Origin of the sequence: Deinococcus phoenicis (assembly GCF_000599865.1) — a bacterium.
In the GTDB taxonomy this organism is placed as follows: Bacteria; Deinococcota; Deinococci; order Deinococcales; family Deinococcaceae; genus Deinococcus; species Deinococcus phoenicis.
In genome coordinates, this window is sequence record NZ_JHAC01000026.1 from 51,215 (window position 1) to 76,640 (window position 25,426).

The 25,426-nt window shown below is 68.8% G+C and carries 22 protein-coding genes; 1 reads left to right on the forward strand and 21 read right to left on the reverse strand.

Going from position 1 to position 25,426, the window contains the following annotated elements; translation table 11 throughout:
- Positions 1–237 precede the first annotated feature (237 nt).
- The 18 genes from DEIPH_RS08830 to DEIPH_RS08915 all read right to left on the reverse strand — a co-directional run bounded on the left by DEIPH_RS08830 (position 238) and on the right by DEIPH_RS08915 (position 22,327).
- The gene (locus DEIPH_RS08830) at positions 238–1,842 is read right to left on the reverse strand and encodes a hypothetical protein (RefSeq protein ID WP_152544869.1); all 1,605 of its coding nucleotides are present in this window, start codon (positions 1,840–1,842) and stop codon (positions 238–240) included.
- Between the two features lie 13 nt (positions 1,843–1,855).
- On the reverse strand, positions 1,856–3,076 hold the full coding sequence (locus tag DEIPH_RS08835; RefSeq protein ID WP_034356967.1) for a glycosyltransferase: 1,221 nt from the start codon (positions 3,074–3,076) through the stop codon (positions 1,856–1,858).
- The gene (locus tag DEIPH_RS08840) at positions 3,073–4,359 is read right to left on the reverse strand and encodes an O-antigen ligase family protein (RefSeq protein WP_034356968.1); all 1,287 of its coding nucleotides are present in this window, start codon (positions 4,357–4,359) and stop codon (positions 3,073–3,075) included. The genes DEIPH_RS08835 and DEIPH_RS08840 overlap by 4 nt, the downstream gene beginning before the upstream one ends.
- Positions 4,356–5,768 carry a polysaccharide deacetylase family protein gene (locus DEIPH_RS08845; protein ID WP_034356970.1) on the reverse strand — a complete coding sequence of 471 codons (1,413 nt, stop codon included), beginning with the start codon at positions 5,766–5,768 and terminating at the stop codon, positions 4,356–4,358. Before DEIPH_RS08845 ends, DEIPH_RS08840 begins: the two co-directional genes overlap by 4 nt.
- A gap of 76 nt (positions 5,769–5,844) precedes the next feature.
- On the reverse strand, positions 5,845–6,831 hold the full coding sequence (locus DEIPH_RS08850) for a GNAT family N-acetyltransferase (RefSeq protein WP_051517269.1): 987 nt from the start codon (positions 6,829–6,831) through the stop codon (positions 5,845–5,847).
- Positions 6,828–7,733 (reverse strand): GNAT family N-acetyltransferase, encoded by a 906-nt coding sequence (locus tag DEIPH_RS08855; protein WP_161636054.1) that lies wholly within the window; start codon positions 7,731–7,733, stop codon positions 6,828–6,830. Before DEIPH_RS08855 ends, DEIPH_RS08850 begins: the two co-directional genes overlap by 4 nt.
- Positions 7,726–9,027: a lipopolysaccharide biosynthesis protein gene (locus tag DEIPH_RS08860; RefSeq protein WP_051517270.1), complete on the reverse strand. Its 1,302-nt coding sequence runs from the start codon at positions 9,025–9,027 to the stop codon at positions 7,726–7,728. The genes DEIPH_RS08855 and DEIPH_RS08860 overlap by 8 nt, the downstream gene beginning before the upstream one ends.
- Positions 9,024–10,130, reverse strand: a complete 1,107-nt coding sequence (locus DEIPH_RS08865; protein ID WP_034356976.1) for a DegT/DnrJ/EryC1/StrS family aminotransferase — start codon at positions 10,128–10,130, stop codon at positions 9,024–9,026. The genes DEIPH_RS08860 and DEIPH_RS08865 overlap by 4 nt, the downstream gene beginning before the upstream one ends.
- Entirely contained in the window at positions 10,127–10,720 is a 594-nt protein-coding gene (locus DEIPH_RS08870; RefSeq protein ID WP_200868166.1) for an acyltransferase, read from the reverse strand. Before DEIPH_RS08870 ends, DEIPH_RS08865 begins: the two co-directional genes overlap by 4 nt.
- Entirely contained in the window at positions 10,717–11,667 is a 951-nt protein-coding gene (locus DEIPH_RS08875; protein WP_034356978.1) for a Gfo/Idh/MocA family protein, read from the reverse strand. The genes DEIPH_RS08870 and DEIPH_RS08875 overlap by 4 nt, the downstream gene beginning before the upstream one ends.
- Positions 11,664–12,989, reverse strand: a complete 1,326-nt coding sequence (locus DEIPH_RS08880) for a nucleotide sugar dehydrogenase (protein WP_200868167.1) — start codon at positions 12,987–12,989, stop codon at positions 11,664–11,666. The genes DEIPH_RS08875 and DEIPH_RS08880 overlap by 4 nt, the downstream gene beginning before the upstream one ends.
- A 33-nt stretch (positions 12,990–13,022) precedes the next feature.
- Positions 13,023–14,282 carry an exopolysaccharide biosynthesis polyprenyl glycosylphosphotransferase gene (locus tag DEIPH_RS19260; RefSeq protein ID WP_081790853.1) on the reverse strand — a complete coding sequence of 420 codons (1,260 nt, stop codon included), beginning with the start codon at positions 14,280–14,282 and terminating at the stop codon, positions 13,023–13,025.
- 728 nt (positions 14,283–15,010) lie between these two features.
- On the reverse strand, positions 15,011–16,516 hold the full coding sequence (locus tag DEIPH_RS08890) for a glycoside hydrolase family 3 N-terminal domain-containing protein (protein WP_034356981.1): 1,506 nt from the start codon (positions 16,514–16,516) through the stop codon (positions 15,011–15,013).
- A gap of 41 nt (positions 16,517–16,557) precedes the next feature.
- Positions 16,558–17,439, reverse strand: a complete 882-nt coding sequence (locus tag DEIPH_RS08895; protein ID WP_034356983.1) for a carbohydrate ABC transporter permease — start codon at positions 17,437–17,439, stop codon at positions 16,558–16,560.
- Positions 17,436–18,341: a carbohydrate ABC transporter permease gene (locus DEIPH_RS08900; RefSeq protein WP_034356987.1), complete on the reverse strand. Its 906-nt coding sequence runs from the start codon at positions 18,339–18,341 to the stop codon at positions 17,436–17,438. The genes DEIPH_RS08895 and DEIPH_RS08900 overlap by 4 nt, the downstream gene beginning before the upstream one ends.
- Positions 18,342–18,583: 242 nt before the next feature.
- Positions 18,584–19,849, reverse strand: coding sequence for an ABC transporter substrate-binding protein (locus tag DEIPH_RS08905; protein WP_034356990.1), 1,266 nt, complete (start codon positions 19,847–19,849; stop codon positions 18,584–18,586).
- 34 nt (positions 19,850–19,883) lie between these two features.
- Positions 19,884–20,714, reverse strand: a complete 831-nt coding sequence (locus DEIPH_RS08910; RefSeq protein ID WP_034356993.1) for a MurR/RpiR family transcriptional regulator — start codon at positions 20,712–20,714, stop codon at positions 19,884–19,886.
- Between the two features lie 554 nt (positions 20,715–21,268).
- Positions 21,269–22,327 carry a hypothetical protein gene (locus DEIPH_RS08915; protein WP_034356995.1) on the reverse strand — a complete coding sequence of 353 codons (1,059 nt, stop codon included), beginning with the start codon at positions 22,325–22,327 and terminating at the stop codon, positions 21,269–21,271.
- A gap of 55 nt (positions 22,328–22,382) precedes the next feature.
- Here DEIPH_RS08915 and DEIPH_RS08920 point away from each other — a divergent pair, with 55 nt between their 5' ends.
- The gene (locus DEIPH_RS08920) at positions 22,383–23,423 is read left to right on the forward strand and encodes a serine hydrolase domain-containing protein (protein ID WP_051517271.1); all 1,041 of its coding nucleotides are present in this window, start codon (positions 22,383–22,385) and stop codon (positions 23,421–23,423) included.
- Positions 23,424–23,495: 72 nt separating this feature from the next.
- Here the strand turns inward: DEIPH_RS08920 and DEIPH_RS08925 are convergent, their stop codons facing one another.
- From DEIPH_RS08925 to DEIPH_RS08935, 3 genes are all read right to left on the reverse strand, one after another.
- The gene (locus DEIPH_RS08925; protein WP_034356998.1) at positions 23,496–23,984 is read right to left on the reverse strand and encodes a YeeE/YedE family protein; all 489 of its coding nucleotides are present in this window, start codon (positions 23,982–23,984) and stop codon (positions 23,496–23,498) included.
- Positions 23,981–24,556, reverse strand: coding sequence for a YeeE/YedE family protein (locus DEIPH_RS08930; protein WP_034357065.1), 576 nt, complete (start codon positions 24,554–24,556; stop codon positions 23,981–23,983). Before DEIPH_RS08930 ends, DEIPH_RS08925 begins: the two co-directional genes overlap by 4 nt.
- A 73-nt stretch (positions 24,557–24,629) precedes the next feature.
- The gene (locus DEIPH_RS08935; RefSeq protein WP_034357000.1) at positions 24,630–25,424 is read right to left on the reverse strand and encodes a sulfite exporter TauE/SafE family protein; all 795 of its coding nucleotides are present in this window, start codon (positions 25,422–25,424) and stop codon (positions 24,630–24,632) included.
- Positions 25,425–25,426 lie beyond the last annotated feature (2 nt).

Sequence of the window (25,426 nt, forward strand, 5' to 3'; positions counted from 1 at the left end):
GATTGAATCGTTGACGGAGTGATTCAATCCCAGCGGACGCGAGAAGGGGAAACTACGGGTTCCGGAAGATGGAGTTACTTCCGGCGCTGTCCCGGAAGGAAAGGAATTGGACGGAATCCGTATGAGCTGGGTTCGGGCGTCTGGAGGTCGGCGGACTCGGGCGGGCCGAGAGTTGGCAGGGCGACAGTGCCCCCCGGGTCAGCCTCTTTTCCGCCCTGGGGGCAGAGCGCATCCAGATCAGGTCACCTCGGAGCCTTTGCGTTTCGCCGGTGAGGTCCGGTGGGAAGGCCCCACGGCCCGCCGGGCTGCCGGAAAGCGGGTGGCTCCCTTCCCGGTGCCCGGCGTCAGCACCAGGCCCGCCACCTGCACGCCTGCGGTCCGGGCCAGGCCGAGCGCCTCCCCGAGTTCGGCCTGACCGGTCCTGCCCTCGGCAGTCACCAGCACCAGGACGCCGGCGCGGGCGGCGAACAGCAGGGCGTCGGCGTACTCGGTCATGGGCGCGGCGTCGATCAGGACGATGTCGTAGGCGCGGCGCAGGTCGGCCAGCCTCTCGGGGGAGAGCCTGACCCCGGGGCCTGCCGGCGGGTGCTCTGGGCGGAGCAGATCGATTCCCGGGGCGGTGGGGGAGAGGTCGTGGGCTGTGCCTGAGTGGGGCCGTTCGCCCTTTGGCGGGTCGTTCACCGGTTGGGTGGCCCACGGGTCCGGCTGGTCCGCCGGGTCCCGGCGGGCGTCGACGATCAGGACCCGTTGCCCTTCGTCTGCCAGGCTGCGGGCCAGCAGGGCCGTCACCGCGCTGGTTCCCGTGCCGGACGACGTGCGGGTGACGACCACTTGCGGCGTGTTCATCAGGTGGACCCTCAGATTCACCCTCAACAGCCCGAGGTCGTGGGCTGAGGCTCCCGCCCCGGGGACGGCCTGGTCCAGCAGGCTGTGCGCTTCGCCGCGGGTCCGCCGGGGAAGCCGGCCCAGCACCGGGACCCCGCCCCGGCGGCTGGCCGTTCCCTGCCGCTGCTCGCGCGCGGCTTCCCAGCCGAACGCGGCCAGCGTGGCGAGAAAGGCGGCGGCGAGAAAGGCCAGCAGGGCGCTGCGGACCGGGGTCGGTGCCGCCGGGGTGCTGGGCAACACGGCCCTGGACAGGAGCGCGAGCGAGCCGCTGGCCGCCTGTCCGAGTTCCTCCAGCTGGGCGACCTGCCCGACCGCGTCGTTGCGGGCGTCCTCCAGGGTGCGCGTGACCAGGGCGTCCCCGGACGTGCGAATGCGGCGGGTCAGCGAGGCGACCTGTCTGTCCAGCGCGGTGCGCGCCCGCTGCACGCTCTGCACCGCGCGCCCGGTGTCCCAGCGCAGCAGGGCGGACACGCTGGCGTTGGCGAGGGTCTGGGCGGCCAGGGGCGTCTCGGCGCTGGCGGTGATCTCATAGACACCGTTGCCCTGCGGATTGAGGTTGGCCCGGACGGTGACGCGCCCGAAGTGGCCCCGGGCCAGTTCACCGTGCAGGGCCGCCGCGAGAGTTTGCGCCTCCTGCCGCCCCAGCGGTGCCCGGCGCAGCCGCGCGGTGATGTCATTGACCAGCCCCTCGCTGTGGAGTGCCCCTTCGACCGCCCCCGCCGGCAGGGGTGGGGCCGTGATCAGGGTGGCGCTGAGCAGCGAGTTGCCGTTGCCCGGCTGCACCGTGACCACACTGCTCGTCGCCTCGTAGACGGGCGGCTGACGCGCGGAGACGAAGTAGCTCGCGGCCCCCATGACCACCCCGCAGGCGGCGATAAAGGGAGCGTGACGCACCAGCGCCCCCAGGAAGCGCTGCACCGACACTTCGTCCGACCTTTCCCCTTGGGCTTGCTGCACCGTCCACCTCGTTTCAGGAACCACGGTCACCGCTCGGCGGCCTGGCTGGACCCCGGGCCTGCCGGGCCGGGGCGGGCTGCGGGGCACGCGCTTCCTGCGTGATGCTGCTCATGAAGTCGTGGCCTTCGCGCGCCACGCCGGTCCAGTCGAGATGTTCGCGCGCGTAGGCCGCGACGACACCGGGGGGCAGCGGGGCCACCGCGAAAAACCCGCGCACGGCGGCCGCCAGTTCCCGGGCGTCGGTGCTGAGGCGGCGGACGACGAACGGCAGCCCGGCGGGCAGGCTCAGGTCGAGGTAATTGATCAGCACCGGCACCCCCAGCGCCAGATAGAACCGGACCTTGATCGGCTGCGCCTCGTGCATGCTCTTCTTGTCGAGGCCCAGCGGCCCCAGGCCCAGATCCGCCGCCGCGACCAGATCGGCGGTCTGCGGCTGAGGCAACGGCGGGAACAGCCGCAGCCGGTCGCGCACGCCCAGCCGCCCAGCCTCGGCCTGCAAGGTGGCCGCCGCAGCGTCGTCGGCCCCCACCAGCCAGAGTTCGTAGGGGACGCCGGACGGGTCATCCAGGGCCGCGAGCAGCTCCAGGGCACGTTCGGCGGCGTGCCAGGGTCGGGCGAACCCCGCCATCACCAGGACGCGCGTGCCTTCGGGAACGCCCAGCCCGGCCCGCACCTCGGCGCGGGACGTGCGCGGCTGGACCTCGCGGGTATCGACGCCGTTGCGCGCAATGATAAAGGGCCGCCGGGTGCGCGACACGCGCAGCGCCTGCCGGTAAATCTCGTGGGTGACGGGCAGCCACCCGCTGCTGGCCGCCAGCGAATACGCCTCGAAGAAGCTGTAGACCCGTCCCCTCAGGGCCTGCCCCTTGCTGGCGTACTCCGAGGCCGTCATCAGGTTCAGCTCGTAGAACAGAGGCGTGCCCGTCCGGCGCAGGTGGCGCACCAGCAGCAGGTAGTCGAGTGGAAAACCGCGCAGATAGACCGCGTCCGGCCTCACCTCCTGAATCACGCGTCGCGCCTGCCGTGAGACGGCTTGCAGGCTGTGCCGGGTGGACAGCCCGGACGTGTCGGACAGGTGAAGGTGCGGGCCGGGGGCCTCCACGGGTCCGCTGCGGGCCGACACCAGATGAACCTCGTGCCCGAGCGCCGCCCAGCCCCGGCTGACGCCGAGAACGTGGTCCACCGATCCCAGATGAAGGGAGAGATCGAGCGCAGAGACGTACACGATCTTCATAAGGCTCCTTGTGCGGTGTTCCGGGGGGTGCCGCTCAGACTGGCCCACAGCAGATACCCGGAGATCCAGAAGGCCGAGTTGGACGCGACGTCGCCCGACACCCAGGCATTGAAGAAGCTGAACAGCCACAGCGCGATGAAGGGCTGGACCAGCGGAACCCCGGCGCGTTGCCGGGTCAGCACCAGCACCAGCAGGTAGCCGACCAGACCCAGCAACACGGCCAGGCCCGTATCACCCAGCTCGACCGCCACTTCCAGCACGATGTTGTGGGGAAACTCCCGCTGGTTGGCGGGCGGCATCAGGGCGGCAAAACCGCCGGTTCCCACGCCGGCGCCCCGGGTCGCCTCATACCCCTGCACCGCGAGCTGATAGCGGTACAGCCGCCCCTGGTCGCTGCTGTTGTCTCCCAGGGAGTTGAACTGCTCGTTGAGGCGCTCGTAGCCCACACCCAGGCGTTGCGGGCCGGCGCTCTGCACCAGCAGCGTGACGGCGGCGACGAGCGCCAGCAGGTGGGCGAGGGCCTTGACCTTGCCGCCCAGGCTGCCCCGGGCCACCACGAACGTGACCAGCACCGTGGAGACGACCGAGAGCAGCGGCCCGCGCGAGCCGGTGGCGATCATCGCCCAGCCCATCAGCAGCGCCCCGCCGAACAGCAGGGCCGCCTGTCCCAGGCGCACGCCGGGCATCAGCAGGAGGCGCACGAGCAGGGCCGTCAGGCCGAAGCCCACGGCGCGCGAGATGCTAATGGGGTCGGAGGCGTCGCCCAGCACGGCCCGGTCCACCGCGCCGGCGGTGCTGGTGTGTCCGAACAGGACCAGGCTCAGGCCGCCCAGCACGCCGCCCACGATCAGGGTGTGCAGCAGGCTGCGCAGGTCACGCTGGTCGAAAGGCCCCAGCAGGGCGAAGGCCGCGATGGGCAGCGCACTCTGGAGCAAGAACAGCCGCGTTTTGGACGCGCCGTACTCGGGAGACGGCGTGAACATCAGAAACGCGAGCATCACGGCCGCGAACAGCGCGATGCCGAAGGTATACGGGTTGATCAGGGACGCGAAGGCCCGGTCCTTGTGGGGGCGCAGGACGAAATACAGGACGGCCAGCCCGATAAAGAGCAGCCGCAGCGCCACGCCGGGGCCGGACACGGGCAGCAGAAAAAGGGGCAGGGCCGGAAGCGAGAAGATGCTGAACGCCAGCCCGATCAGGAGGGCCGTGCGCAGGGAGCGTGCGGCGACGACCGCATAGCCGGCCAGCGCCCCCGCGAGCACGGAGCCGTAGAGCGCCGTCATGCGGGCACCGCCTGCCAGGCCGCGAGGAGCTGCCGGTACAGCCAGGCGTCCTGCACCTGGGTGAAGTGCGAGTTGTGCCACAGCAACGTGAAGTCGCCGTCAAAGTGCGCGCAGGTTCGCATCAGGGCCTGCGCCGTGCGCCCGGCCTCGGGGTAGCTCAGGTGCATGTATTTCGGGTCCAGCAAGCTGCCCTCCATCACCAGCAGCGGGCGCTCGGTCAGGGCCAGGGGCTGCCCGGTCAGCAGATTGAAGGTGCGGTACTCGTAGCACACCCCCGCGCGGAAGCCGACGTGATCGGCAAATCCCACGCTGGAGTCGTAGTTCAGCCCGGCGTCCGCCCAGGCCTGCCAGGTGGTCGGCGCTTCCCAGCGCAGGTAGTGTTGCCGTCCGCCCCAGGTAGCCTGCGTGATGCCGAGCGTGCCCGCCGTTTCGCGCAGCCGCCCGAACTCGTGCCGGATCTGGGCCGGATCGCGCACCGTGTGGTAACTGGGATGCAGGCCCAGCTCGTGGCCCCGCCCGGCGATGTCGGCCATCAGGCGCCGGATCCAGGGGTCGTCCAGCGCATAGCTGCCGTTCACGCCCTCGTGCCGGCGGTCGGTGATGAAGTAAAAGGCGCTCCGCACGCCCAGCCGCTCGCTTTGCTCCATCAGCCACACGAAGGTGTTGTACGGGTCGGCGGCGTAGTCCCCGCGCCAGGCGCGCGCCACCGACGCCAGCGTCCCGAAGGGCCTGGGGCCGGTGCGCCAGTTCCGCAGGTCCGCTTTCAGGGCGCTCAGCGCGCGCCGGGGATGGCGGTCCCGGTTCCAGAGGTGGTGATCGACATCGTGGCTCAGCAGCAGCCGCCGTGTGCGCGGCCTGCGCCGCAGCCCGGGCCACAGGTGCCGCAGGCAGCCCCACAGCAGGTCGAGATACTCGTTCACCAGCGGCCTGAGCGCCAGCCCTTCGGCGGCGGCCAGCGATCCCGCGTGGGCGAAGCGGCCATGCGCGTCCCGCTCGCCGCGCACCACCTCCTCGTACCGCGTGAGCAGAAACAGGCTGCTCCCGAACACGTCCAGGCCGAGGTCCACCTGGTCCTCCCGCAGGCGCAGGGACTCGCCGTCCCCGAGTGCCCGGCCATACAGCACCGGCAGTTCCGGGTGCAGCGGTTCGGGGAACGGCCCGCCCCGGGGCACGCGCCAGCGCGCGAGGGGCAGGCGGGGGAGGGACGCCGGCTCCAGCCAGTGCCGGGTGGCGAGCAGTTCGTCGGGCATCCGCAGGCAACGGCTGTCCTCCGTGCAGGTGATGGTCACGTCCTGGCCCGCCTGAACGCGCTCGATAAAGTCGAGGCCCAGGAAGTCCCGCAGCAGCACGCCCGCGACGTAGCGCCGCGCCTCCAGCCGCGTGTCCGGGTAGGTCACGATCAGGGGCACGGGCGCGGCCTCCCCGCACGTCTTCCCGCACTGGCGCCCTGGCCGGTCCACCGGGTCAACCGGTATGGGGGGCGGGTCATCCGCGCTTCCCGGGCAGCAGGTGGGCCGCGGCCGACAGGATGGACTGGGTCTGGTGCAGGGTCCGGTACCGCCCGCTGGTCTTGCTGATGTGCGAGTAGGGCGTGAGGCGCGCACCGAAGCCCCGGAAGTACCCCTCGATGCTCTCGATCATCGAGCCCTGAAAGTCGAAGGCGATCTTGCGCCGCGCGGCGTAGTCCATGGCCTCCCAGATCAGCAGGGCCTGGGCACCACGAATCCGGAACTGGTCGGTGCGGCCATTGAGCAGACCGAAGAGGGTATGGTCGTCCCACACGAAGAAGTTCGCGGCGTGAACGCGGTCCTGGTCGTCGACGGCGAGGAGGATGGTGCCGGCCTGGCGCTGCCGGCAGGCCCCGTACGCCCGTTCTACCAGCGGCCGGGAGAACGGGAAGTGCTCGCCCTGCCGCTCGAAGGTCTGCCGGCACAGCTGCCACAGCTGCTCCACGTCCTCGCTTTCCCGCACCTCCAGCTGCTGCGTTCCCCGGTTCAGGTCCGCCCTCAGGTTGCTGTTCATGCGCCTGCGCATGGCGGGCAGATCGTCGACCCGCTCGAAGCGGTAGGTGTAGCGGGTGGTCTGGGAGAAGCCGCGCCAGTAGAAGGGCAGCCAGTTGTCGAGTTCGGGGGAGCAGTTCTGCTCGAAGAGGTCGAAGGGGGGGAGCTGATCGATCAGGGCACCGAGCCAGGCTTTGTGCTGGGCGAGGCGGCGGTCGTAGCGGTCACTGGAGTAGGCCAGCCAGGGACCGAGGGTGCGGCCGAGGGGGGGCTGGGTGAGGCGGGTGAGGCCGTGACGGCGGGAACGGACGAAGGGGAGGCGGGCGACGAGCAGGCCGTTCTCGTGGACCTGGACCTCGTCCCAGGCGTGAGGGGCGACGGCGTCGAGCCACCACGCCGTCTGGAACAGCGACGGGTGCATGGCCGCCAGGGGGCGGTCCTCCACCTGTGGGGCCGGCCCGGGTCCGGTCATGATGTTCTCCCCAGGCCGAGGGCTTCCAGGGCGCGCCGACGCCCGCTGGTCTTGGTGACGCGCGAGTAGGGCGTGAGGTGCGCGCCGAAGCCCCGCAGGAAGCTCTCGACACTCTCGATCATCGAGCCGTGAAAGTCGAAGGCGAGGCCCAGCCGGGCGGCATGTTCGATCTCGTGCCAGAGCAGCAGGCCCGGTGCCCCGGCGTTGCGGAACCGGAAGTCCCGGCCGCGTGCCAGCGCGTACATGCAGTGGTCGTCCCAGACGTAGAAATCCACGGCGTGAACGCGCTCCTGTTCGTCCACGGCGATCAGGATCCGGCCCGCCTGCCGCTGCTGGCAGGCCCGGTAGGCCCGTTCGATCACCTGGGGGCGCAACGCAAAGGGGGTGGCGTGGTGCTGGTACGTCTGCTGAAGAATCCGGCACAGCTGCTCCACGTCGTCGCTTTCCCGCACCTCCAGCTGCTTGGCGGCGCGGCTCAGGTCCGAACGCAACCCTTTTTTGAGGTCGCGGCGGACCTGATCCAGAGGGTCCAGGCTCTCGAAGCGGTAGGTGTAGTGGGTGGTCTGCGAGAAGCCGCGCCAGTAGAAAGGCAGCCAGTTGCCGAGGTCGGTGGAAAAGGACTGCGCGAACCGATCGAAGGGCGGCAGCCGGTCGATCAGGGTGCAGAGCCGCTCCTTGTGCTGGGCCAGGTGACGGCCCTGCCGCTCGCCCGGGTCCGCCAGCCAGGGACCCAGCCGGGGGCACAGCATGGGCTGGGTGAGGGTCCTCAGGCCGTAGCGCGCGCGGCACTGAAAGGGCCAGCGGGCGACGAGCTGGCCGCCCTCGTGGAGCTGCACCTCGTCCCAGGCGTGGGGAGCGACGGCGTCGAGCCACCAGGGCAGCTGGAAGATCATTTCACGCATGCTTGGTTCCCTTGATCCCGCGCAACACGACGTAGCGGCTGAGACCGACCAGCAGGAGATAGGAAAGGAGCTGGCCCAGAGCATAGCCCACCACGGCGGCGCGTGCGGAAAGCTGAAGGGCGTGCGCGAGGTACAGCGGCGCGAGGACGGCCACGAAGCGCGTGACGTCCCACCACAGGTGCATCTCCAGCCGCTCGGTCACGGTAAAGATCGACGTGAGGGGCGAGGACATCAGGCGGAAGACCGCCGCCGGGGCCAGAATCTGCGCGTACACCCCCGCCTCGCGCCAGCTTTCACCGAAGACCAGCGCGAAGACGGAAGGGGCCAGCAGCATGATCGCCAGGGTGGGCAGGGCGCTCAACAGCAGCAGCTTGAATGTCAGGGAGGCGTGCAGCCGCGCGAGTGCCTGCGGGTCCTGGTGAACCAATTGCGCCGCCTGCCCGAAAAAGACGTTGCCGATGGCGTTGCCGATCACGTTCATCGGCAGCCCCAGGACGCGCTCGGTCAGAAACAGCCACCCCACCGTCTGGCTGCCGTACAGGGCGGCGAAGATGATGGGCGGATAATGCAGCCCGATCCCGTTGAAGAGCGCGGAGACGCTGGACACCAGCGGAAAGCGCCGGTAGCGGACCGCCATCCGGACCATGCCCGCCACGTTCAGGCCGTGCAGGAAGCGGCGCGGCACGGCAGAGCGCCACAGCGACAGCACGCCGCTGGTCCGGCCCACGATGTCCCCGGTCAGCAGGCCCCACGGCCCGGCGTGCAGCAGGCCCAGCAGGGCCTGCGTCACGAGCGCGCTCAGCCCCTGTTGCACCCGGGTGCGGGCCAGCGCGGGAAAAAGCTGCTGGCGCAACACCCACAGGCTCATCACCTGGTAGGTGCCCGCAAAGATCAGGCCGACGGGCAGCAACCACAGGTAGGGGCGCAGGGCGGGCAGGTTGGCCCAGCGCACGAGCGGCCCGCCGAACAGCAGAATGATCAGCCCCACCAGCCCGCTGAGGACCAGCAGCGTGACGAGCGACAGCGCGAGCAGGTGCAGGGCGTCTTCCTCCTCGGCGGGCAGGGGGATGGCTTCCTGGTACTGCAAACTGATGCTGGGCAGCAGCACCGACAGCAGCGAGGCATACAGCGCGAGCAAACCGAAGTCGCCCGGCAGATACAGCCGCGTGAGCAGCGGCGAGGCGAGGATGCTGATCGCCTGCCCCACGGCGGTGCCGCCCGCCAGCAGGGCCACGCTGCGCGCAAAGCGGCTGCGGGGCAAGAGCCGCTTGAGGGGCGCGCCCCACGCGCTCATGCCAGGGCCGCCCCCAGCGCCCGGGTCACCCGCGCCTGTACGCCGGGGGCGATGGTCGGCCAGATGGGCAGGCTGAGCACCTCCCGCGCCCGGGCGGCGCTGTGGGGCGCAGCGGCATACTGCCCCCGGTAGACCGGCAACTGGTCCTGCGGTACCGGGTAATACACCATGGTCGCGATGCCCGCCCCGTCCAGCTCGCGCTGCACCGCGTCGCGGTCGGCGTGGGGAAGACGCACGGTGTACTGGTGAAAGACGTGGCCGGGCGTGACCGCCGGGGCGAGGACCCCCGGCACGTCGCGGAGCAGTTCGCCGTAGCGCGCCGCGGCCTCCCGGCGGCCCTGGTTCCAGGCGTCCACGTGCGGCAGCTTGACCCGCAGCAGCGCCGCTTGCAGGGTGTCCAGGCGCGAGTTGTAGCCCAGCACCTCGTTGTGGTACTTGCGGCGTGACCCGTGCGCCCGCAGCATCCGGGCCGTCCCGGCCACCGCATCGTCGTCCGTGACCAGCAGGCCGCCGTCCCCGAAGGCCCCCAGGTTCTTGCTGGGAAAGAAGGAATAGGCCCCGACGCTTCCGAAGGTGCCGGTGTGCCTGCCCCGAACCCGTGCCCCGAACGACTGCGCGCAGTCCTCGATCACGTGCAGGTCATGGTCACGCGCCAGGACCAGGATCTCGTCTATGGCGCAGGGTTGGCCGTACAGATGCACCGGCATGATCGCCCGGGTCCGTTCCGTGATCTGCTCGCGCACCCGGTCCGGGTCCAGTTGGAAGCTGTCCGGGCCGATGTCCGCGAAGACCGGTCTGGCCCCCACGGCCGAGATGCTCTCGGCGGTCGCGAAAAACGAGAACGGCGTGGTGATCACCTCGTCGCCGGGGCCGATCCCCAGGGCGCGCAGGCCGATCACCAGCGCGTCGGTGCCGGAGTTCACGCCGACCGCGTGCTTCACGCCCAGATAAGCGGCGGCCTCCTGCTCGAAGGCCGCCACGTCCGGCCCCATGATCAGGGCACCGGACCGCAAGACGCGCTGCACGGCGGCATTGAGTTCGTCCCACAGCGCGTCGATTTCGGGGCTGAGGTCGAGGACGGGGATGCGCTCTGTGGTGGTCACGGGAGCCTCCGGATTTCGGTGTCGCTGATCTTCTGGTACGTGTGCCCGGCGCTGTCGGTCACGGTGGCCGCGCCGCTGAAGTCGAGGATGTCGCCGTAAGCACTCATCCAGCCCACCTGCCGGGCGGGCACGCCCGCGACGACGGCGTAGGCGGGCACGTCCCGCGTCACCACCGCGCCCGCCGCCACAAAGGCCCCCTCGTGCAGCGTGACACCGCAAACGATGGTCGCGTTGGCCCCGATGCTCGCCCCACGTTTCACGCGCGTGGCCGCGTAGTCCGCGCGGGTGTTGCGCGGAAACTCGCTGCGCGGCGTGCGGACGTTGGTAAAGACCATGCTCGGCCCGCAGAACACGTAGTCTTCGAGAATCACGCCCTCGTACACGCTCACGTTGTTCTGAATCTTCACGCCGTGGCCGACCGTGACCCCGCCCGCGATCATCACGTTCTGCCCGAGCGAGCAGTTCTCCCCGATCACGGCGCCGGACATCACGTGGCTGAAGTGCCAGATTCTGGTCCCGTGGCCGATGCTGGCCCCGTCGTCCACGTAGGCGCTCTCGTGTGCGAAGTACGGCAGCTGTGTTGTGGTCATACCTTGACCCGCCCCCCGAGTTGTGCCGAGATCTGTTCCATCAGCCCGACCACCGCCAGACCCTGCGCGCCGTCACTGCGCGGGGTGCCCCGGGTCCGGACACACTCGGTGAAGTGCTGGAGTTCCAGGCGCAGCGGCTCGCCCGCCCCCTGCATCAGGAGTTCCTGGCCCTCGTCACGGACGCTGCCGTCAGGCAGGCCATAGGCGCGGTGCAGGGTCACGGTCTGGGCCAGTTCATCGTAGACCAGGGCGCCGCGCGTGGCGAGCGCGACCAGGCGGCGCTCCTTGTACGGCCACAGCCAGCTCACCGTGAGGTGGGCCTGTACGCCGCCGGGGTAGCGCAGATGCACCGCCACCTCGTCCTCTCTGCCGGGCGCGGTGACGCACTGCCCCACGGCCTGCACGCCGCAGGGGGCCTCGCCCACCAGATGGGCGAAGACCGCCAGATCATGCACCCCCAGGCTGAACAGCGCGTTTTCCTGCTGGCGGATGGTGCCGAGGTTGCGCCGCACCTGATGCAGCGCGTACAGCTCGCCCGCCTCGCCGCCCTCCAGAAACTGCCTGAGAAACTGCACGGCGGGCTGATACAGCAGCAGGTGGCCGACCATCAGCACCCGCCCCAGCCCCGCCGCGAGCCGGGTCAGCTCGGCGGCCTCGGCGGCGCTCACGGTCATCGGCTTCTCGACGAACACGTCCTTGCCCGCCAGCAGCGCGTCCCGGGCGATGCGGAAGTGCGTGGCGGCGGGCGTGGCGATGGCCACCGCGTCGAGGGGGCGCTCCAGCAGGTCGAGGTGGTGCGCGAACAGCTCCGCGCCGGGGTGCCGCGCATGGACGGCGGCCCGCAACGCCTCGTCCGGCTCGGCCACCGCCGCCAGCACGCCCAGCCCGTCCAGGGTGGCGACCACGTTCCTGCCCCAGCGCCCGGCCCCGATGGCCCCGATTCTCATAGCAGGGTCACCCGGGGGCTGCTGAGGCCCCGTGTGGCGTAGCGCGTGTCCAGCACCAGCTGGGCGGTGTCGACCAGATGCGCGTAGTCCACGTCGCTGTGGTGGGTCGTGATGATCACCAGGTCGGCCCGTCCGAGTTCGGCGTCGGTCAGCTCCACGCTGCGCGCCTGCACGCCGTGGTCGTCGATGTCCGGCGTCCAGCGGTCATGAAAGTGGACGTCCGCCCCCGCCCGCCGCAGCAACCGGTAGACCTCCAGCGCCGGGGACTCGCGGTAGTCGTCGAGGTCGGGTTTGTAGGCCATGCCCATCAGCAGGATGCGCGAGCCTCGCAGCGGCTTGCGGGCGTCGTTCAGCACGCGCGCGGCCTTGTCCACCACGAATTCGGGCATCTTGCGGTTGACTTCCCCCGCCAGCGAGATGAAGTGGGTCTGGAAGTTGTACTCGCGCGCCTTCCATTCCAGATAGTGCGGGTCGAGCGGAATACAGTGCCCGCCCACGCCGGGGCCGGGGTAGAACGGCATGATGCCGAAGGGCTTGGTAAAGGCGGCGTCCAGCACCTCCCACACGCTCAGGCCCATCCGGTCGCACAGCAGGGCGATCTCGTTGGCGAGCGCGATATTCACCGCCCGGAAGGTGTTCTCGTACACCTTGACCATCTCCGCGACGGTCGCGCTGCTGACCGGCACCACGTGATCGATGGTCTGCCCGTAGAACTCCAGGGCCACGTCCAGGCTCTGCGCGTCGATGCCGCCCACCACCTTGTTGGTGTTCTTGGTGGTATAGCGCCTGTTGCCGGGGTCCACCCGTTCGGGCGAGTGCGCCAGAAAGAAGTCCACGCCCGCCTTCAGGCCGCTTTCTTCCAGCAGGGGCCGCATCACGTCCTGGGTGGTCCCGGGATAGGTCGTGGATTCCAGGCTGACGAGCTGGCCGGGTTGCAGGTGGGCGGCGATGTCGCGCGTCACGCTGCACACGTACTGGAGGTCGGGCGTCAGGTTGGTGTCGAGCGGGGTGGGCACGCAGATGACGATCACGTCGAGGTCACGCACCACCTCGAAGGCGGAGGTGGTCTCCACCAGGCCCCGCGCCACCACCTCCCGCAGGTCCTCGTCGTGCACGTCGCGGATGTAGTTGCGGCCCGCCGCGACCTGGGCCACGCGCCGGGGATTGCGGTCGATGCCGGTGACGTGAAACCCGACCTTGGCCTTCTCGACCAGAAAAGGCAAGCCGACGTAGCCCAGCCCCACCACACCGACCCGGGCTTCCCGCGCCTGGATCTTTTGCTTTAATGCCTGTGCCAGGTCCACCGCTGTGGTCAGACTCACTGGGGCCTCCTTGGAAGGTGGGGCGAGGAACGGTCAGCGTGCGCCGAAGCCGGTCAGGATGGTGGTGAAGGTCTTGAGAACGATGCGGGCGTCCAGCCAGAACGAGAAGTGTTTGATGTAATAGACGTCATACCGCAGTTTGTCGGTGGTGGCGCCCGCATCTGCCGTATAGCCCTGCATGACCTGCGCCCAGCCGGTGATGCCGGGGCGGACCCAGTGCCGGACCGGGTAGAGGCGGATATCCCGGTTGAACTGCTCGACGAAGGCGCGCTGCTCGGGCCGGGGACCGATGATGCTCATCTCGCCGCGCAGCACGTTCCAGAACTGCGGAAGCTCGTCCAGCCGGAACCTGCGCAGCACCCGGCCCACCCGGGTCACGCGGGCGTCCCCGCAGGTGGCGAAGGCGGCCCCACCCTGTTCCGAGTCCGGGCGCATGGTCCTGAATTTCACCATCCGGAACAGCAGACCGTTCTGGCCGACCCGCTCCTGCCAGAACAGCACCGGGCGGCCACTGTCGAGCAGCACCACCAGCGCCACGAGACCGACCAGCGGCAGCAGCAGGGGCAGCGCCAGCAGCGTGGCCAGGCGGTCCACCACCGCCTTGACCCAGAGGTACGAGGACCGGAAGGGCACGTCGCCCAGCCGGCCGCCGTGCAGGTACTCCACCGACACGTGCCCGCTCAGTTCCTCGCGCAGGCTCGCCAGCGTGCAGGTGGGAATGCTCGCCGCATCCGCGTGCATCAGCAGCTCGACCCACTCGCCGGGCAGCGCCCGCAAGGGATGGATCAGCAGTTCGTCCAGTTCCTCCAGGGCCACCTGTTGGGGAACGCTGAGAAGGACGTAGCGGACCTCCGGCCCCTGGGGCAGCGTCCCTTCCAGACCCGGCAGGACGCCGATGACCCGGACGGGCGCGAGACGGCGCAGGACGAAGCGGGCGCTGAACAGGACCAGTGCCCAGCCCAGCGTGACGGTCAGCAGGAAGGCCAGCGGCAGCGGATGCCCGGTCAGCAGCAGCAGGACCAGACTGAGGGCCAGGGCAAACAGCGGCATGACCACCGACTCGAAGTACCGGTGGGTTCTCAGGCCCACGGCGTTGCCCCGCAGCGTGCCCCAGGCGACCCAGGCCGCCATGATCCAGTTGCTGTCGGCCAGCACGGCGGTATCCCGGGGCAGCAGCGGCGCGGCCACCAGCCCGAGCAGCAGCGGGGCACTCATGTCCACAACAGCGAGGACAGCCATCAGGTGCGACCGGTAGAACGCCTGCTGTGTGGGTTGGAGCCGTTCGGTGACCACGGTGTGTCTGCTCCTCCATTCTCATGTTCCCGCCGCCAGGGGGGCCGGGACAGCCGCTGAATAGGGGCCAGCGGCCCAGGCCCGAACAGTCAGGCCCACCCGGTCACGGCTCACGGCAACAGGGTCCTGAACGTTCTGCCTCGCGCAAGGCTTGTTTTTACCAGGAAGGCGTGAAATCGCGGGTCCAGCGGTGCCCCGTGTTTCTGTGAAAAGTGTGGAAGCTGCGCCGAAGGGCGGGCGGAGCGACAAGTGGGAGTGGGCGAGCTATGTCCGGGCCTCCGGGTCTTTCAGGATTTCTGCCGCTGCCCTCACTTCCGGAGGGAGGCACGGCGGGAAAGGAGAAAGAGAAAGCGTAATGTTGCTGTCCCTGGCGTCTGGGCGGACAATGCGGCTGGAACACGGACCTGGGTGATACCGTCACCTTGCTGGCTGCCTGCCCTTGGGTCTCACCTCACAGAACACACCGGCACAGTGTTAAAAATCTCATAGATTTCCGGTTAGATAAATCGTAAGAGCGCAGGATGAATCTCAAATGAGAAATCTGATGCTTGTACCCTGTTTATGCACCTGGGAGCGTTGGAGCCTTCTGCTGCGGGCTGGAGCGGCTGCCGAACATCCCGATGAGCGCACGGCTGGGAGAAAGCGCGACCCAGTTGCACCCGGGTCGCGCTGTCCTGCTGTCTGGTGCCTGTCGGAGAGCACGTGAAGTCCGCCCCACCGGGGCCAGGTTAGAGGTCTGTAGCGGCCAGCGGCAGGTGACCGGGCGCAGCACCACTGAGCAGGGCCTGCGCTACAGCGGCGAGCTGGGCGGGACGGTAGCCGTAGGTGACCAGGGCCGGAAGGGGCAGGGCGCGCGCGTATTCCGGGTTCCACAGGGCAAGGTGAAGCCCGCCGCGAGCCGCGAGCAGCCCCGCCAATTCCTCCTGCGCGGGGCTGAGGCCCCAGCGCGTGGTGGTGGCGAGGAGTGCCGGGGCGTCCGGGTACGCCTCCAGCAGCGCCCGGGCAGCGGCCACGTCGCGGACACCGTGGTCGGCGTGGCGCAGACGCGGGAAGTACGCGCGCAGAGCGGCGGCCAGCGCCTCCCCACGCAGGCTGTCCCCGTAGGGTCCCCCGACCTCCGGCTGGTCCGGCGTGAGCAGCAGCACCTCCGCGTCGGCGGGGAGGCGGGGAACCTGGCCCACGCGCGTCACGCCCGCCCGCGCCCACTGCTGCACCTGCGCCTCGTCCCGTTCACGGTCGGCGGCGGTGTAGGGCCGGCGCGCGCCTGGAAAGCGCCGGGCGGCGGCGGCCAACCGGGAGAGGGCCTCGTGCAGCCGCGCTTCCGTCAGCCTGCCGTCCCGCAGGGCGTGCCGGATGGCGTTCAGGTGCCTGGCGTGCGGGGCCAGTTCGCCGTGGCCGCAGACCAGCACCGCGTCCGCCCCCGCCGCGAGGGTCAGCGGCGCGCCCAGGCCGCCGGGGTAACGGTCGGCGATGGCCCGCATGTCCATCGCGTCTGTCACGACCACCCCCTCATACCCCCACTCGGAGCGCAACAGGCCCGTCAGCACGGTGGGAGACAGTGTGGCGGGCCGTTCGGTGTCCAGGGCCGGGTAGAGGATGTGGGCGGTCATCACGCTGCCCACGCCCGCCTGCACCGCCGCCCGGAAGGGGCGCCACTCACAGCCTTCCAGCGCTTCCCGCGACTTGTTCACCGTGGGGAGGTCGAGGTGGCTGTCCACCTGCGTGTCGCCGTGCCCGGGAAAGTGCTTGACCGCGCTCATCACGCCCGCCGCCTCGCTGCCCAGCGCCCACGCGACGCCGAGTTGCGCGACGAGCGCCGGGTCACTCCCGAAGGCCCGCTCCCCGATCACGGGGTTCCGGGGGTTCACGTTCACGTCCAGGCTGGGCGCAAAGTTCCAGTTGATCCCCAGGTCCAGCAGGCCGCGCGCCGCCACCGCCCCGGCTTCCCGCGCCGCCGCCGGGTCCCGCAGGGCGCCCAGGCCCATCGGCGTGGGGGGGTGCGGCACGTCCAGCCGCCGCAGCACGGCCCCGCCCTCCTGATCGGTGGCGATCAGCGCGTCAGGCCCGAGGGCGTCACGGATAGCCCGCACCAGCCGCGCGGTGCGTTCGGGCGTGGTGATGTTGCGCGCGAACAGACACACGCCCCCGAACCCGTGCCGGGCCAGAAAGCGCCCCTCCTCCGGCGTGAGGTCGGGGCCGGGCAGGTCGACGATCAGGGTGCGCGCGGGGTTCATGTCGGCTCCTTCATCAGCCGGGTCCCGCTCACTTGACCGCCTCACTTGACGGCCCCTTCCAGCCCGCGCATGAAGAGGCGCTGGGCGGCCAGGAACACCAGCAGCACCGGCAGCATCATGATCAGTGAACCGGCGGCGATGTTGAAGGGGTCGTAGTTGAACTGGCCCTTCAGTTTCAGCACGGCCACACTGAGGGGCACCTTGTCGGGTGCCGCCGACAGCACCAGCATCGGCCAGAAGTAGGCGTTCCAGGTGCCCACCAGCGTGAAGATGCCCAGCGCCGCCAGGCTGGGCCGCGTGAGCGGCAGCATGATGCGCGTGAGGATGGTCAGTTCGCCCGCGCCGTCCAGCCGGGCCGCTTCCAGCAGTGCGGACGGCACCGACAGGAACGCCTGCCGCATCAGAAAGATGCCGAACGCCCCGGCGATGGTCGGAATCACCACGCCCAGGTGCGTCCCCAGCAGGTGCAGTTTTTGCAGGGTCAGTGTGTTCGCCAGAAAGTTCGTCTCGGTGGGCAGCACCAGCGTCAGCACGATCACGCTGAAGATCAGGTTGCGCCCCGGAAAGCGGAAGCGGGCCAGCGGGTAGGCGGCCAGCGCGGACACAACCAGCGTGCCCACTACCGTCATCGCCGTGATCGAGAGACTGTTCCAGACGTACCGGCCCAGCCCGAAGGTGCGGTACACCTCACCGAAATTGTGGAGCGTCACCTGCTTCGGAAAGAGACTGGCGGGGAAGTTGTAGATGCTGGTCCCGGCCGTCTTGTCGGTCAGCGCGATGGCGAGCGTCCACAGGAAGGGGAAGACGGCGAACAGCAGCACGCCGATCAGCAGGGCATACCGCAGCACCGTGGACAGCAGGCGCTTCGGCGGGCGGCGGGTCTGGACGGCGGGCCGGGCGGGGCGCGCAGTGACGGCGCTCATGCGTCCCCTCCTTCCGCTTCATGGAACAGGCGGAAATTGACCAGCGCGAGGCCCAGCGCGACCAGCGCCACCACCAGCCCGGCCGCGCTCGCCAGCCCGTAGTCGAAGTTGAAGCCCTGGAACGCCTTGGCGTACACGTACATCAGCGCCGTGTAGGTGGAGTTCAGCGGTCCGCCGCCGGTCAGCACCAGCACTTCCTCCAGCACCCGCAGCGCGGCGATGGTGGAAAGCAGCGTACACAGCAGGATCGTGGGTTTCATCAGCGGCACCGTGACGCGCCAAAAGCGTTGCCAGGGGGTCGCGCCGTCCAGCCGCGCGGCCTCCTCCAGCTCGGCGGGAATGTTCTGGAGGCCCGCCAGATACAGCACCATGTAGTAGCCGAAGCCCCGCCAGAATGTCACCAGCATCACCGCGAAAAAGGCCGTCGCCTCGTTGTTCAGCCAGCCGAACGCCTCGCCGCGCGGCAGCAGATGCAGCGCCGACAGTGCCCAGTTCAGCGTGCCCTCGCGGTTGTAGACCCATTCCCACATCACGGCGGCCAGCGAGATGCTGGTCACCACCGGCACGTAGTACGCCGCGCGGAACAGGGCTATGCCCGGCAGTTCGCGGCTGACCAGCACCGCCACCGCCAGCGACGCGAGTTGCAGGGCGGGCACCACCAGCAGGTATTTCACGCTGTTGCCCAGCGAGGTCAGGAACAGTGGGTCGGCCAGCAGCGTGCGGAAGTTCTCCAATCCGATCCACTTCGGCCCCAGCCCCTGCGCGAAGCGCGCGCCCGTGTACTCGGTGAAGCCCAGGTACGTCCCGTACGCCAGCGGGTAGAAGGTGAAGGCCAGCAGCAGCAGCAGGGCCGGGGCCAGAAACGCATAGGACATCAGGGTGTCCCGCCAGGAAAAACGCATACGGGTCTCCTTCAAGCGTGAGGGAAACAGGCAGGCGGCGTGACAAGGCAGCCCACCCGGAAAGAGGGCGGGCCGCTGGGGATCAGCGCAGCGGGTCTGCCCCGCCTTATCCGGATTCCGTCCGATTCCTGAACAGTCGGAGGGGCACCGGCTGTTCAGCCATCTCCCGGAATCCGCCGCTGTTCCTTTGCCCTTCGGACGGATTTCCGGGTATTTTCAACACCCTTTCATCGGAATCCGTATTACTTCTTCATGTTGGCGTTCCAGTAGGCCGCCGCGTCGTTGAGCGCCTGCTGGGGCGTCTTCTTGCCCAGCACGGCGGCCTCGATGTTGTCGTTGAAGTTCTTGTACAGGTCGTCACTGTTGCCGGGGGCCTTGTAGCCGGGGTTGATGAAGCGTCCCGAAGCGCCCACCAGCGCCGTCGCGCGCTGAACCGGGTCGCTGCCGCTCTGCTTGAACAGGGCCGCCGTCTGGGCCGCGCGGGTGGTCGGCACGATCGGCACCACCTTGGCAAAGGCGAGCTGGTTGGCGTTGTTGCTCAGAAAGGCCGCCAGTTTGGCCGCTTCTCTGGGGTGCTTGCTGGCGGCGGGAATCACCAGGCTCATGCTGCCGCCCGTCTGCACCCCTGCCTTGCCCAGCGGGGCCTCGGTCACCACGGTCTTGCCGTACAGCGTGGGGTTGGTGTCCTTGATGCGGGTCAGGGCCTGGGGACCGCCGACGATCATCGCCACGCGGTTCTGGGCATACAGTTCGGTGGCGATCTGGAAGGCTTCGCGGCGCACGGCGTCTTCCGGGATGTAGCCGCCCTTGTAGAGGTTCACGTACTGCCCGAGCAGGGCGGCGTGCGCGGGCGAATTGAAGGCTGCCTTGCCGCCCGCGTCGTAGATGGGCAGCCCCTCGCTGTAGAAGTAGCCCAGGAAGGAGGCGGTGTTGGGGTCCTTCAGGGCGGGCACCCAGCCGTAGGCCCCGGTCTTGTCCTTGATGGTCTTCGCGTAGGACAGCATCTCGCTGAGGCTGCGGGGCGCGCGGGTCAGCCCGGCCTTCTTGAGCAGGTCGGGGTTATACAGCAGCACGCCCTCGTTGAGCCAGCCGTACCAGGGATAGGCGTACACCTTGCCGCCACTGGTGAAGTTCCTGACGCTCTGCGGATAGTAGGTCGCGTTCAGGGTGGCGGGGCTGCTCAGGTCGCTGACCGCGCGCAGGAAGCCATTCTGCGCAGCCTTCTGGGTCTCGTCGATGTTCAGGTTCACCACGTCGGGGGCGTTGCCGAGGTTCACGCTGGCGATGAAGTCCTGGACCAGGCTGTCCTGCTTGTCGAACCAGCGGACCTTGATGCCGGGGTTGGCCTTCTCGAAGGCGGCGAGGGTATCTTTGATGTACGTGTCGAACTTGGGACTGAGGTACCAGGTCCAGAGCTGAAGTTCCACCGGCTGCTGGGCCGCAGCGGTGCCGGCGAGGGGGCCGGCGGCGAGGGCGAGACCGAGGGCGAGCAGGCGCAGATTCTTCATGACTTCCTCCCTGAGTGGGGTAAGGTGGGCAGGGTCAGTACTTCTTTTCCACGACGGACTCGGCCGTGACGCGCAGCATGGTGTGCGCCTCGGGGCGGCGGGCCAGGATGGCGGTGTACAGCAGTTCGAGCATCAGTGTCTGGCTGCTGAGGGTGGCCAGCACGCTGTCGGTCAGGGGCGCTTCCTGGGCCGCCGTGAAGAGAACGGCGCTGGCGTAGCGCGTGACGGGACTGCTGGCCCGGTGCGTGAGGGCGACGGTGTAATGCCCGTGGGCCTGGGCCAGACGCAGGTGCTGAACCGTGTCGATGGTGCTGCCGCTGCTGGAGATGCCGATCACGACGCCCCCCCGGGGAAGCGTGCTGACGCTGACCGCTGCGGTATGCGGATCGGCGCAGGCGATGGCGGTGATCCCGATGCGCATCAGCCGGTGGGCGAAATACTGCGCGACGAGGCCGCTGTTGCCCTGTCCGGTCAGCTCCACCCGGGGGGCGCGGGCAATGGCCTGGGCCACACCGTCCAGAACCGCCGGATTCACGAGCTGGGTCGTGTCTTCCAGAACCCGGCAGGTCTGGCGCACCAGTTGGGCGGTGGGATCAGGCGTCCCGTCCAGGTCGGGAATCGCCTCCCGGCTGGCCACATCGGAGGCCAGGGCGATCTTGAACGCGTGGAACCCCGCAAACCCCAGCTTGCGGCACAGCCGGGTGACCGTGGCCTCACTGACCCCCGCGCTGGCGGCCAGCTCCGTGATGGTCTGATAGATGACGGTGTCTGCGTGGCGGACGACGTGATCCGCCACCCGTTGCAGCGTCGGCGAGAGGGGCGTGGTCTGGTGGCGCAGACGGCCAAGAGCACCACCCGAAGCCATGGGAGGAAGGACAGCTTGTACCAAGGGGCCTCCTGAACAGTTGTTGAGGAGGCCAGCTTACTCTCGAAAAATTATTTTTGTCAAGAAGGGTCTAAGAAGAGAATCCTTTTCAGACTTGGGGAAGAACTTCTTCAGTGCGGTGGGGTGTTAGGGTGCAGATAAACCGCAGGAGGCGACGAGTGTCGGGGAGGAGATGCTCTCTTCCGGAGCCTCAGCATGGGGCAGGCCTTCATGCCGCTCCTTCTGGAAGAACAGAACTGTCGGGTCGGTGGAATGCGGCGAGGCGGGGTCGATGGATTGCCCGTACGTGAGGACTGCTGGCGCAACCGGACCGACGTCATCGAAAGTGACGGTCTGGATGGAGCTGGAGCGGGTACCCACCATGCCGAGACAGCCCCGCTCGCTCAACCGGGGCGGCCCGGTCTTGTTCAGGACGTCCTGAACCTCGCCCGGCGGGTGGTTCCCTATCCCTCCAGGCCGCAATGAAGGCAGAGAGACAGACCCAGAAGCCTGTCTCTCTGCCCCTTGCCTTTCTTCCCGAGCGGTGGCTCGCTTCAGCCAGCCCTGTTCGGGATGACGTACATGAAGGGCTGGCTCTCGTTGCCCGCCTCGTCATAGGCGTACACCATCACGGTATCGCCGGGCATCAGGACCTGACCCGGATTGACGGAGGCATCGAAGGAGACGGTTCCGTTCCAATTGGAGCTGCTCGCCGTCGCGATCACTTCCACGTCCTTGTAGACCACCAGGCTCGTCGCTTCCACATTGTCCTGCGCCGTCGCGTGAATCGTGTTGACGGAGCCGTCCCCGTTGTAAGACACAGTGAGGCTGGACGTGTTGATCACCGGTGCGGCCAGATCGGCCGAGATGTTCACGTTGGCGGTCCCCAGCGTGAGGGACGTGCTGACCGGCGCAAAGCTGCCCGAGGTGTGGTCGGCGTGCAGGCCCTGGAGGGTGGCGCTGACGGTCGTGTCGGTCACCAGGCCCAGCTGGACGAGCGTGCCCTGGGCACTCCCGGCGATGATGCTGGCGTCCGTGTTGGCGTCCACGGCGTAGCTGACGCTGTAGTCATTGCTCGGCACGGGCGAGCCGTCAGGGGCCGTGACCAGCAGCCGCACTGGGTACTTCTGGTTGGCCGCGAAGGTCGCCGTCTCCGGCTTGACGAGTTCCACCTTGTCGATGATCGTCTTAAGACCGGGGGTCAGGGTCTTGTCTGCCGTCAGCGTGAAGGTGTCTTCAGCCCAGGCCAGTTCCAGGTTGTTCTGGCTGCTCTTCTGGGCGCTGTAGTCGACGGTGTAGTTCAGCCCGGTCGGCAGCTTCAGCGTCGCGCTGCTCTGCGTGGGGGTCAGCACCAGGTCGGACCCGCCGCTCTTGACGATCTGGCCACTGGCGTCGAAGTGCAGGGCCTTGCCGTTCGTCTTGACCGTCACGACCACCCGGTCCACGCTTTGTGGCACGCCGAGCGTGTGCAGCCCCTGCGGACTGACGGCGTTCGGGAAGGCCATCTGCACCTTGACCGCATGGGTCGGGGCCGCTGCCGAGGGAGGTGTCTGGCCGCAGGCGCCCAGGAGGAGGGCGGTGGTGGTCAGAGCCGCAGTCGTTAAATATTTCATACACGTCAAACATAGTTCTCATTCCATACAGTTTTATGACAGCATTGAAAACCGCATGTCCTCCTTTCCCCTGACCCCAGCTCTGGCCACCATCGCGCAGGCTCATCGGCTGCCCGGCCTGGCCGTGGCGACCCACTGGCAGGCCACGGCCTCTGCCCTCACCTACGGGCATGCGGCGCTGGAGCCGCTGACGCCCCTGAGCGCCGACACCGTGTTTCCGCTGGGGTCCATCACCAAAACGGTGACGGCCACGCTCTGCGTCATGCTCGCCGAACGTGGGCACCTCGACCTTGACGCGCCGGTCCAGAGCATCCTCGCGGACTTTCGCGTGGCGGACCCCGGCGTTTCCCGGCACGTGACCACGCGCCACCTGCTGACCCACACCGCCGGGTTCGACGCCCAGGCGCCCACCCCACCGCTTCCTCAGGACGCGGCGCTGGCTGAGGCCGTGGCTGCCCTGCATCTTGCCCCCCAGCGCACCCCTGTGGGCGAGTACAGCTACGCCGACGTCAACCACCTGGTGGCAGGCCGTATCATCGAGGTGCTGACCGGCCAGCCTTATGAGCAGGCCGCGCACCGCCTGCTGCTCGGTCCCCTGGGCCTGCGGAGCGCGCGATTCCTGCATGCCTCAGAAGAAGAGGGGACGACCACGGCGCGCGGGTATACCAAAACCCTCGACGGACGGTGGCAACCCTATGCGGGAGTGATGTATGGCCGCTATATCGCGCCGACCGGTGGGCTGTGCCTGTCGGTCAGCGACACCCTCCAGTACCTGACATTCGTGCTGCGTGGAGGCGTCACAGCGCACGGGCAGCGGTTGCTGGGGGAAGAGGCCCTGGCCGAACTCGTCACGCCCCGCCTGCGGACCCCTCGCGGCGATGGGGTCACGCTGGCCTGGGTGATGACGGGGGAAGCCGGAACAGGCCTGTTGCAGCAGCGGTGCAGCTTCGGCGGGATCAACGGCGTGGCCTTTGTCGCCCCCGAACGACAGTTTGCCGGGGTGATCTTCAACAATGCCTTTCATGGGTTGCGGGCGCAGACGCAGGTCATGCAGCTTCTGCTGAAGCAGTTGCCTGCGGAAGGGCCGGGCGCGTAATTCTGTGGGGCACCGCGTCCAGCGTGGGGGCCGGGTGCCGCCGCAGGTCGCTCCCCGCAAAGCCCGGCAGGCTCAATGCGGCAGGCGGTCCCGCAGCGCCCCATACAGGTACGTGCCCAGCAGTGCGGAGATCAGGACGATCAGGATGGGCCACACGCCCGCGCCGAGCAGCACGAAAATCGGCCCCGGGCAGACACCGGCCAGCCCCCAGCCCACGCCGAAGGTCAGGCCGCCGAAGACGTAGCGCCGCCACCCCGGTTCCTTGGGCGTGATCCGGACAGCCTCTCCCTCACGGGTGCGGCCCGCCCGCCGCAGCCAGGTGGTGGTCAGCAGCCCCGTCAGCACGGCGGAGCCGATCAGGCCGAACATGTGAAACGACTCGAAGCGGAACATCTCCTGAATGCGGTACCAGCTCGCCGCCTCACTCTTGACGAGGACCACGCCGAAGAAGAGGCCCGCCAGCAGGTAGGCCAGCAGGCCGGTGGCTGCGCGCCGTGTGGCCGTGGGTTCTGTGGCCGTGGATTCCGTATGGACGCCGGAAAGAGGGGACGTGCCGGTCACCGGATCACCGCCATGAAGAGGGGCAGCAGGAAATTCGCGCTGAGGATGCCCCCCGCGAAAAAGGACGCGGTGGCGATCAGCGAGGGTTTTTGCAGGGTACTCAGCCCCGTGATGGCGTGGCCGCTGGTACACCCGCCGCCGTAACGTGTGCCGAAGCCCACCAGCAGGCCCGAGAAGGAGAGCAGAAGCCACACGCCGGGCCGGGTCAGGTCGGTCAGTTCGGTGGGCACTAGGCCGGGCCGCACCTGCACACCCAGTTCCTGGATGGACTGCGCGCCAGCGGCACTCAGCCGGGCGGGTTCGGGGTTGGCGAGCAGCGTGCCCGCCACGAAGCCGCCCAACACGAGGCCAGCGGCAAACATCAGGTTCCACCGCTCCGCGCGCCAGTCGTAGCGGAAAAAGCCGGGCCTGACGCGCCCGGGCAGCAGGATCGCGCACGCGTGGCGCAGGTTGCTGGAAATCCCGAAGGAGCGGTTGCCCAGCCACAGCAGCAGCGGCACCGTCAGGCCGATCAGGGGGCCGCCCACGTACCAGGGCCAGGGCGAGCGGAGGAGGTCGAGCAGTGCGGTCACGGAGAACACCTCGGGGAAAAGGGGAGGCCGCGCGCAGGTTGGGCAACGTTCGCGGCAACAGGAGGCAAGGACGTCAACGGGCGCTCAGGTGCGCCTGGGTGGCCGCCGGGGAAGGGAGGACCCTGGGAAGATTGGTGGCGAGGACATACACGCCCATCACGACCAGAAAGGCGGCGAAGCCCTTCTTCAGCCCCTCGTGGGAAACGTTCTTCCCGACCCGCGCCCCCAGGAAGCTCCCGAGCATGCCGATCCCGGCGAACGTCAGGATCAGGGGCCAGTGCAATCCCGGCCCTTCCAGCATCTGGAGGTGCTTGAACAGGCCGGTGAAGCTGTTCAGCGTGATGATGGTCAGGCTGGTGCCCACCGCGAGGCCCATGGGCAGCCCGCCCAGCAGCACGAGCGCGGGAAGGATCAGAAAGCCGCCTCCCACGCCGACCAGTCCGGTCAGAATGCCCACCCCCAGCCCCTCCAGGCCGACCTTGAGGGGAGAACGCGGGTGCGCGGCCCGGCCCCCGGCCTGCGCGGGCCGGAACATCATCCCGGCGGCGAGCAGCATCACCACGGCGAACAGCAGCAGTTGCAGGGCACCGGACAGGTGAACGCTGAGCGCCGCCCCCAGAGAGGTGCCCAGGACGCCGGGAAGCCCGAACCCCAGGACTGAACGCCAGTCGATCTGCTTTTTGAGGGCATAGGGGACGGCCCCGACCAGGCTGATGCTGCCGACAATCGCTAGGCTCTCGACGATGGCGAGCTTTTCCGGCTCGCCCACCAGGTACACCAGGACCGGGACGGTCAGGATGCTGCCCCCGGAACCCAGCAGGCCGAGGCTCAGCCCGATCAGGACCGCGCCGATCCAGGCGAGGATCACGG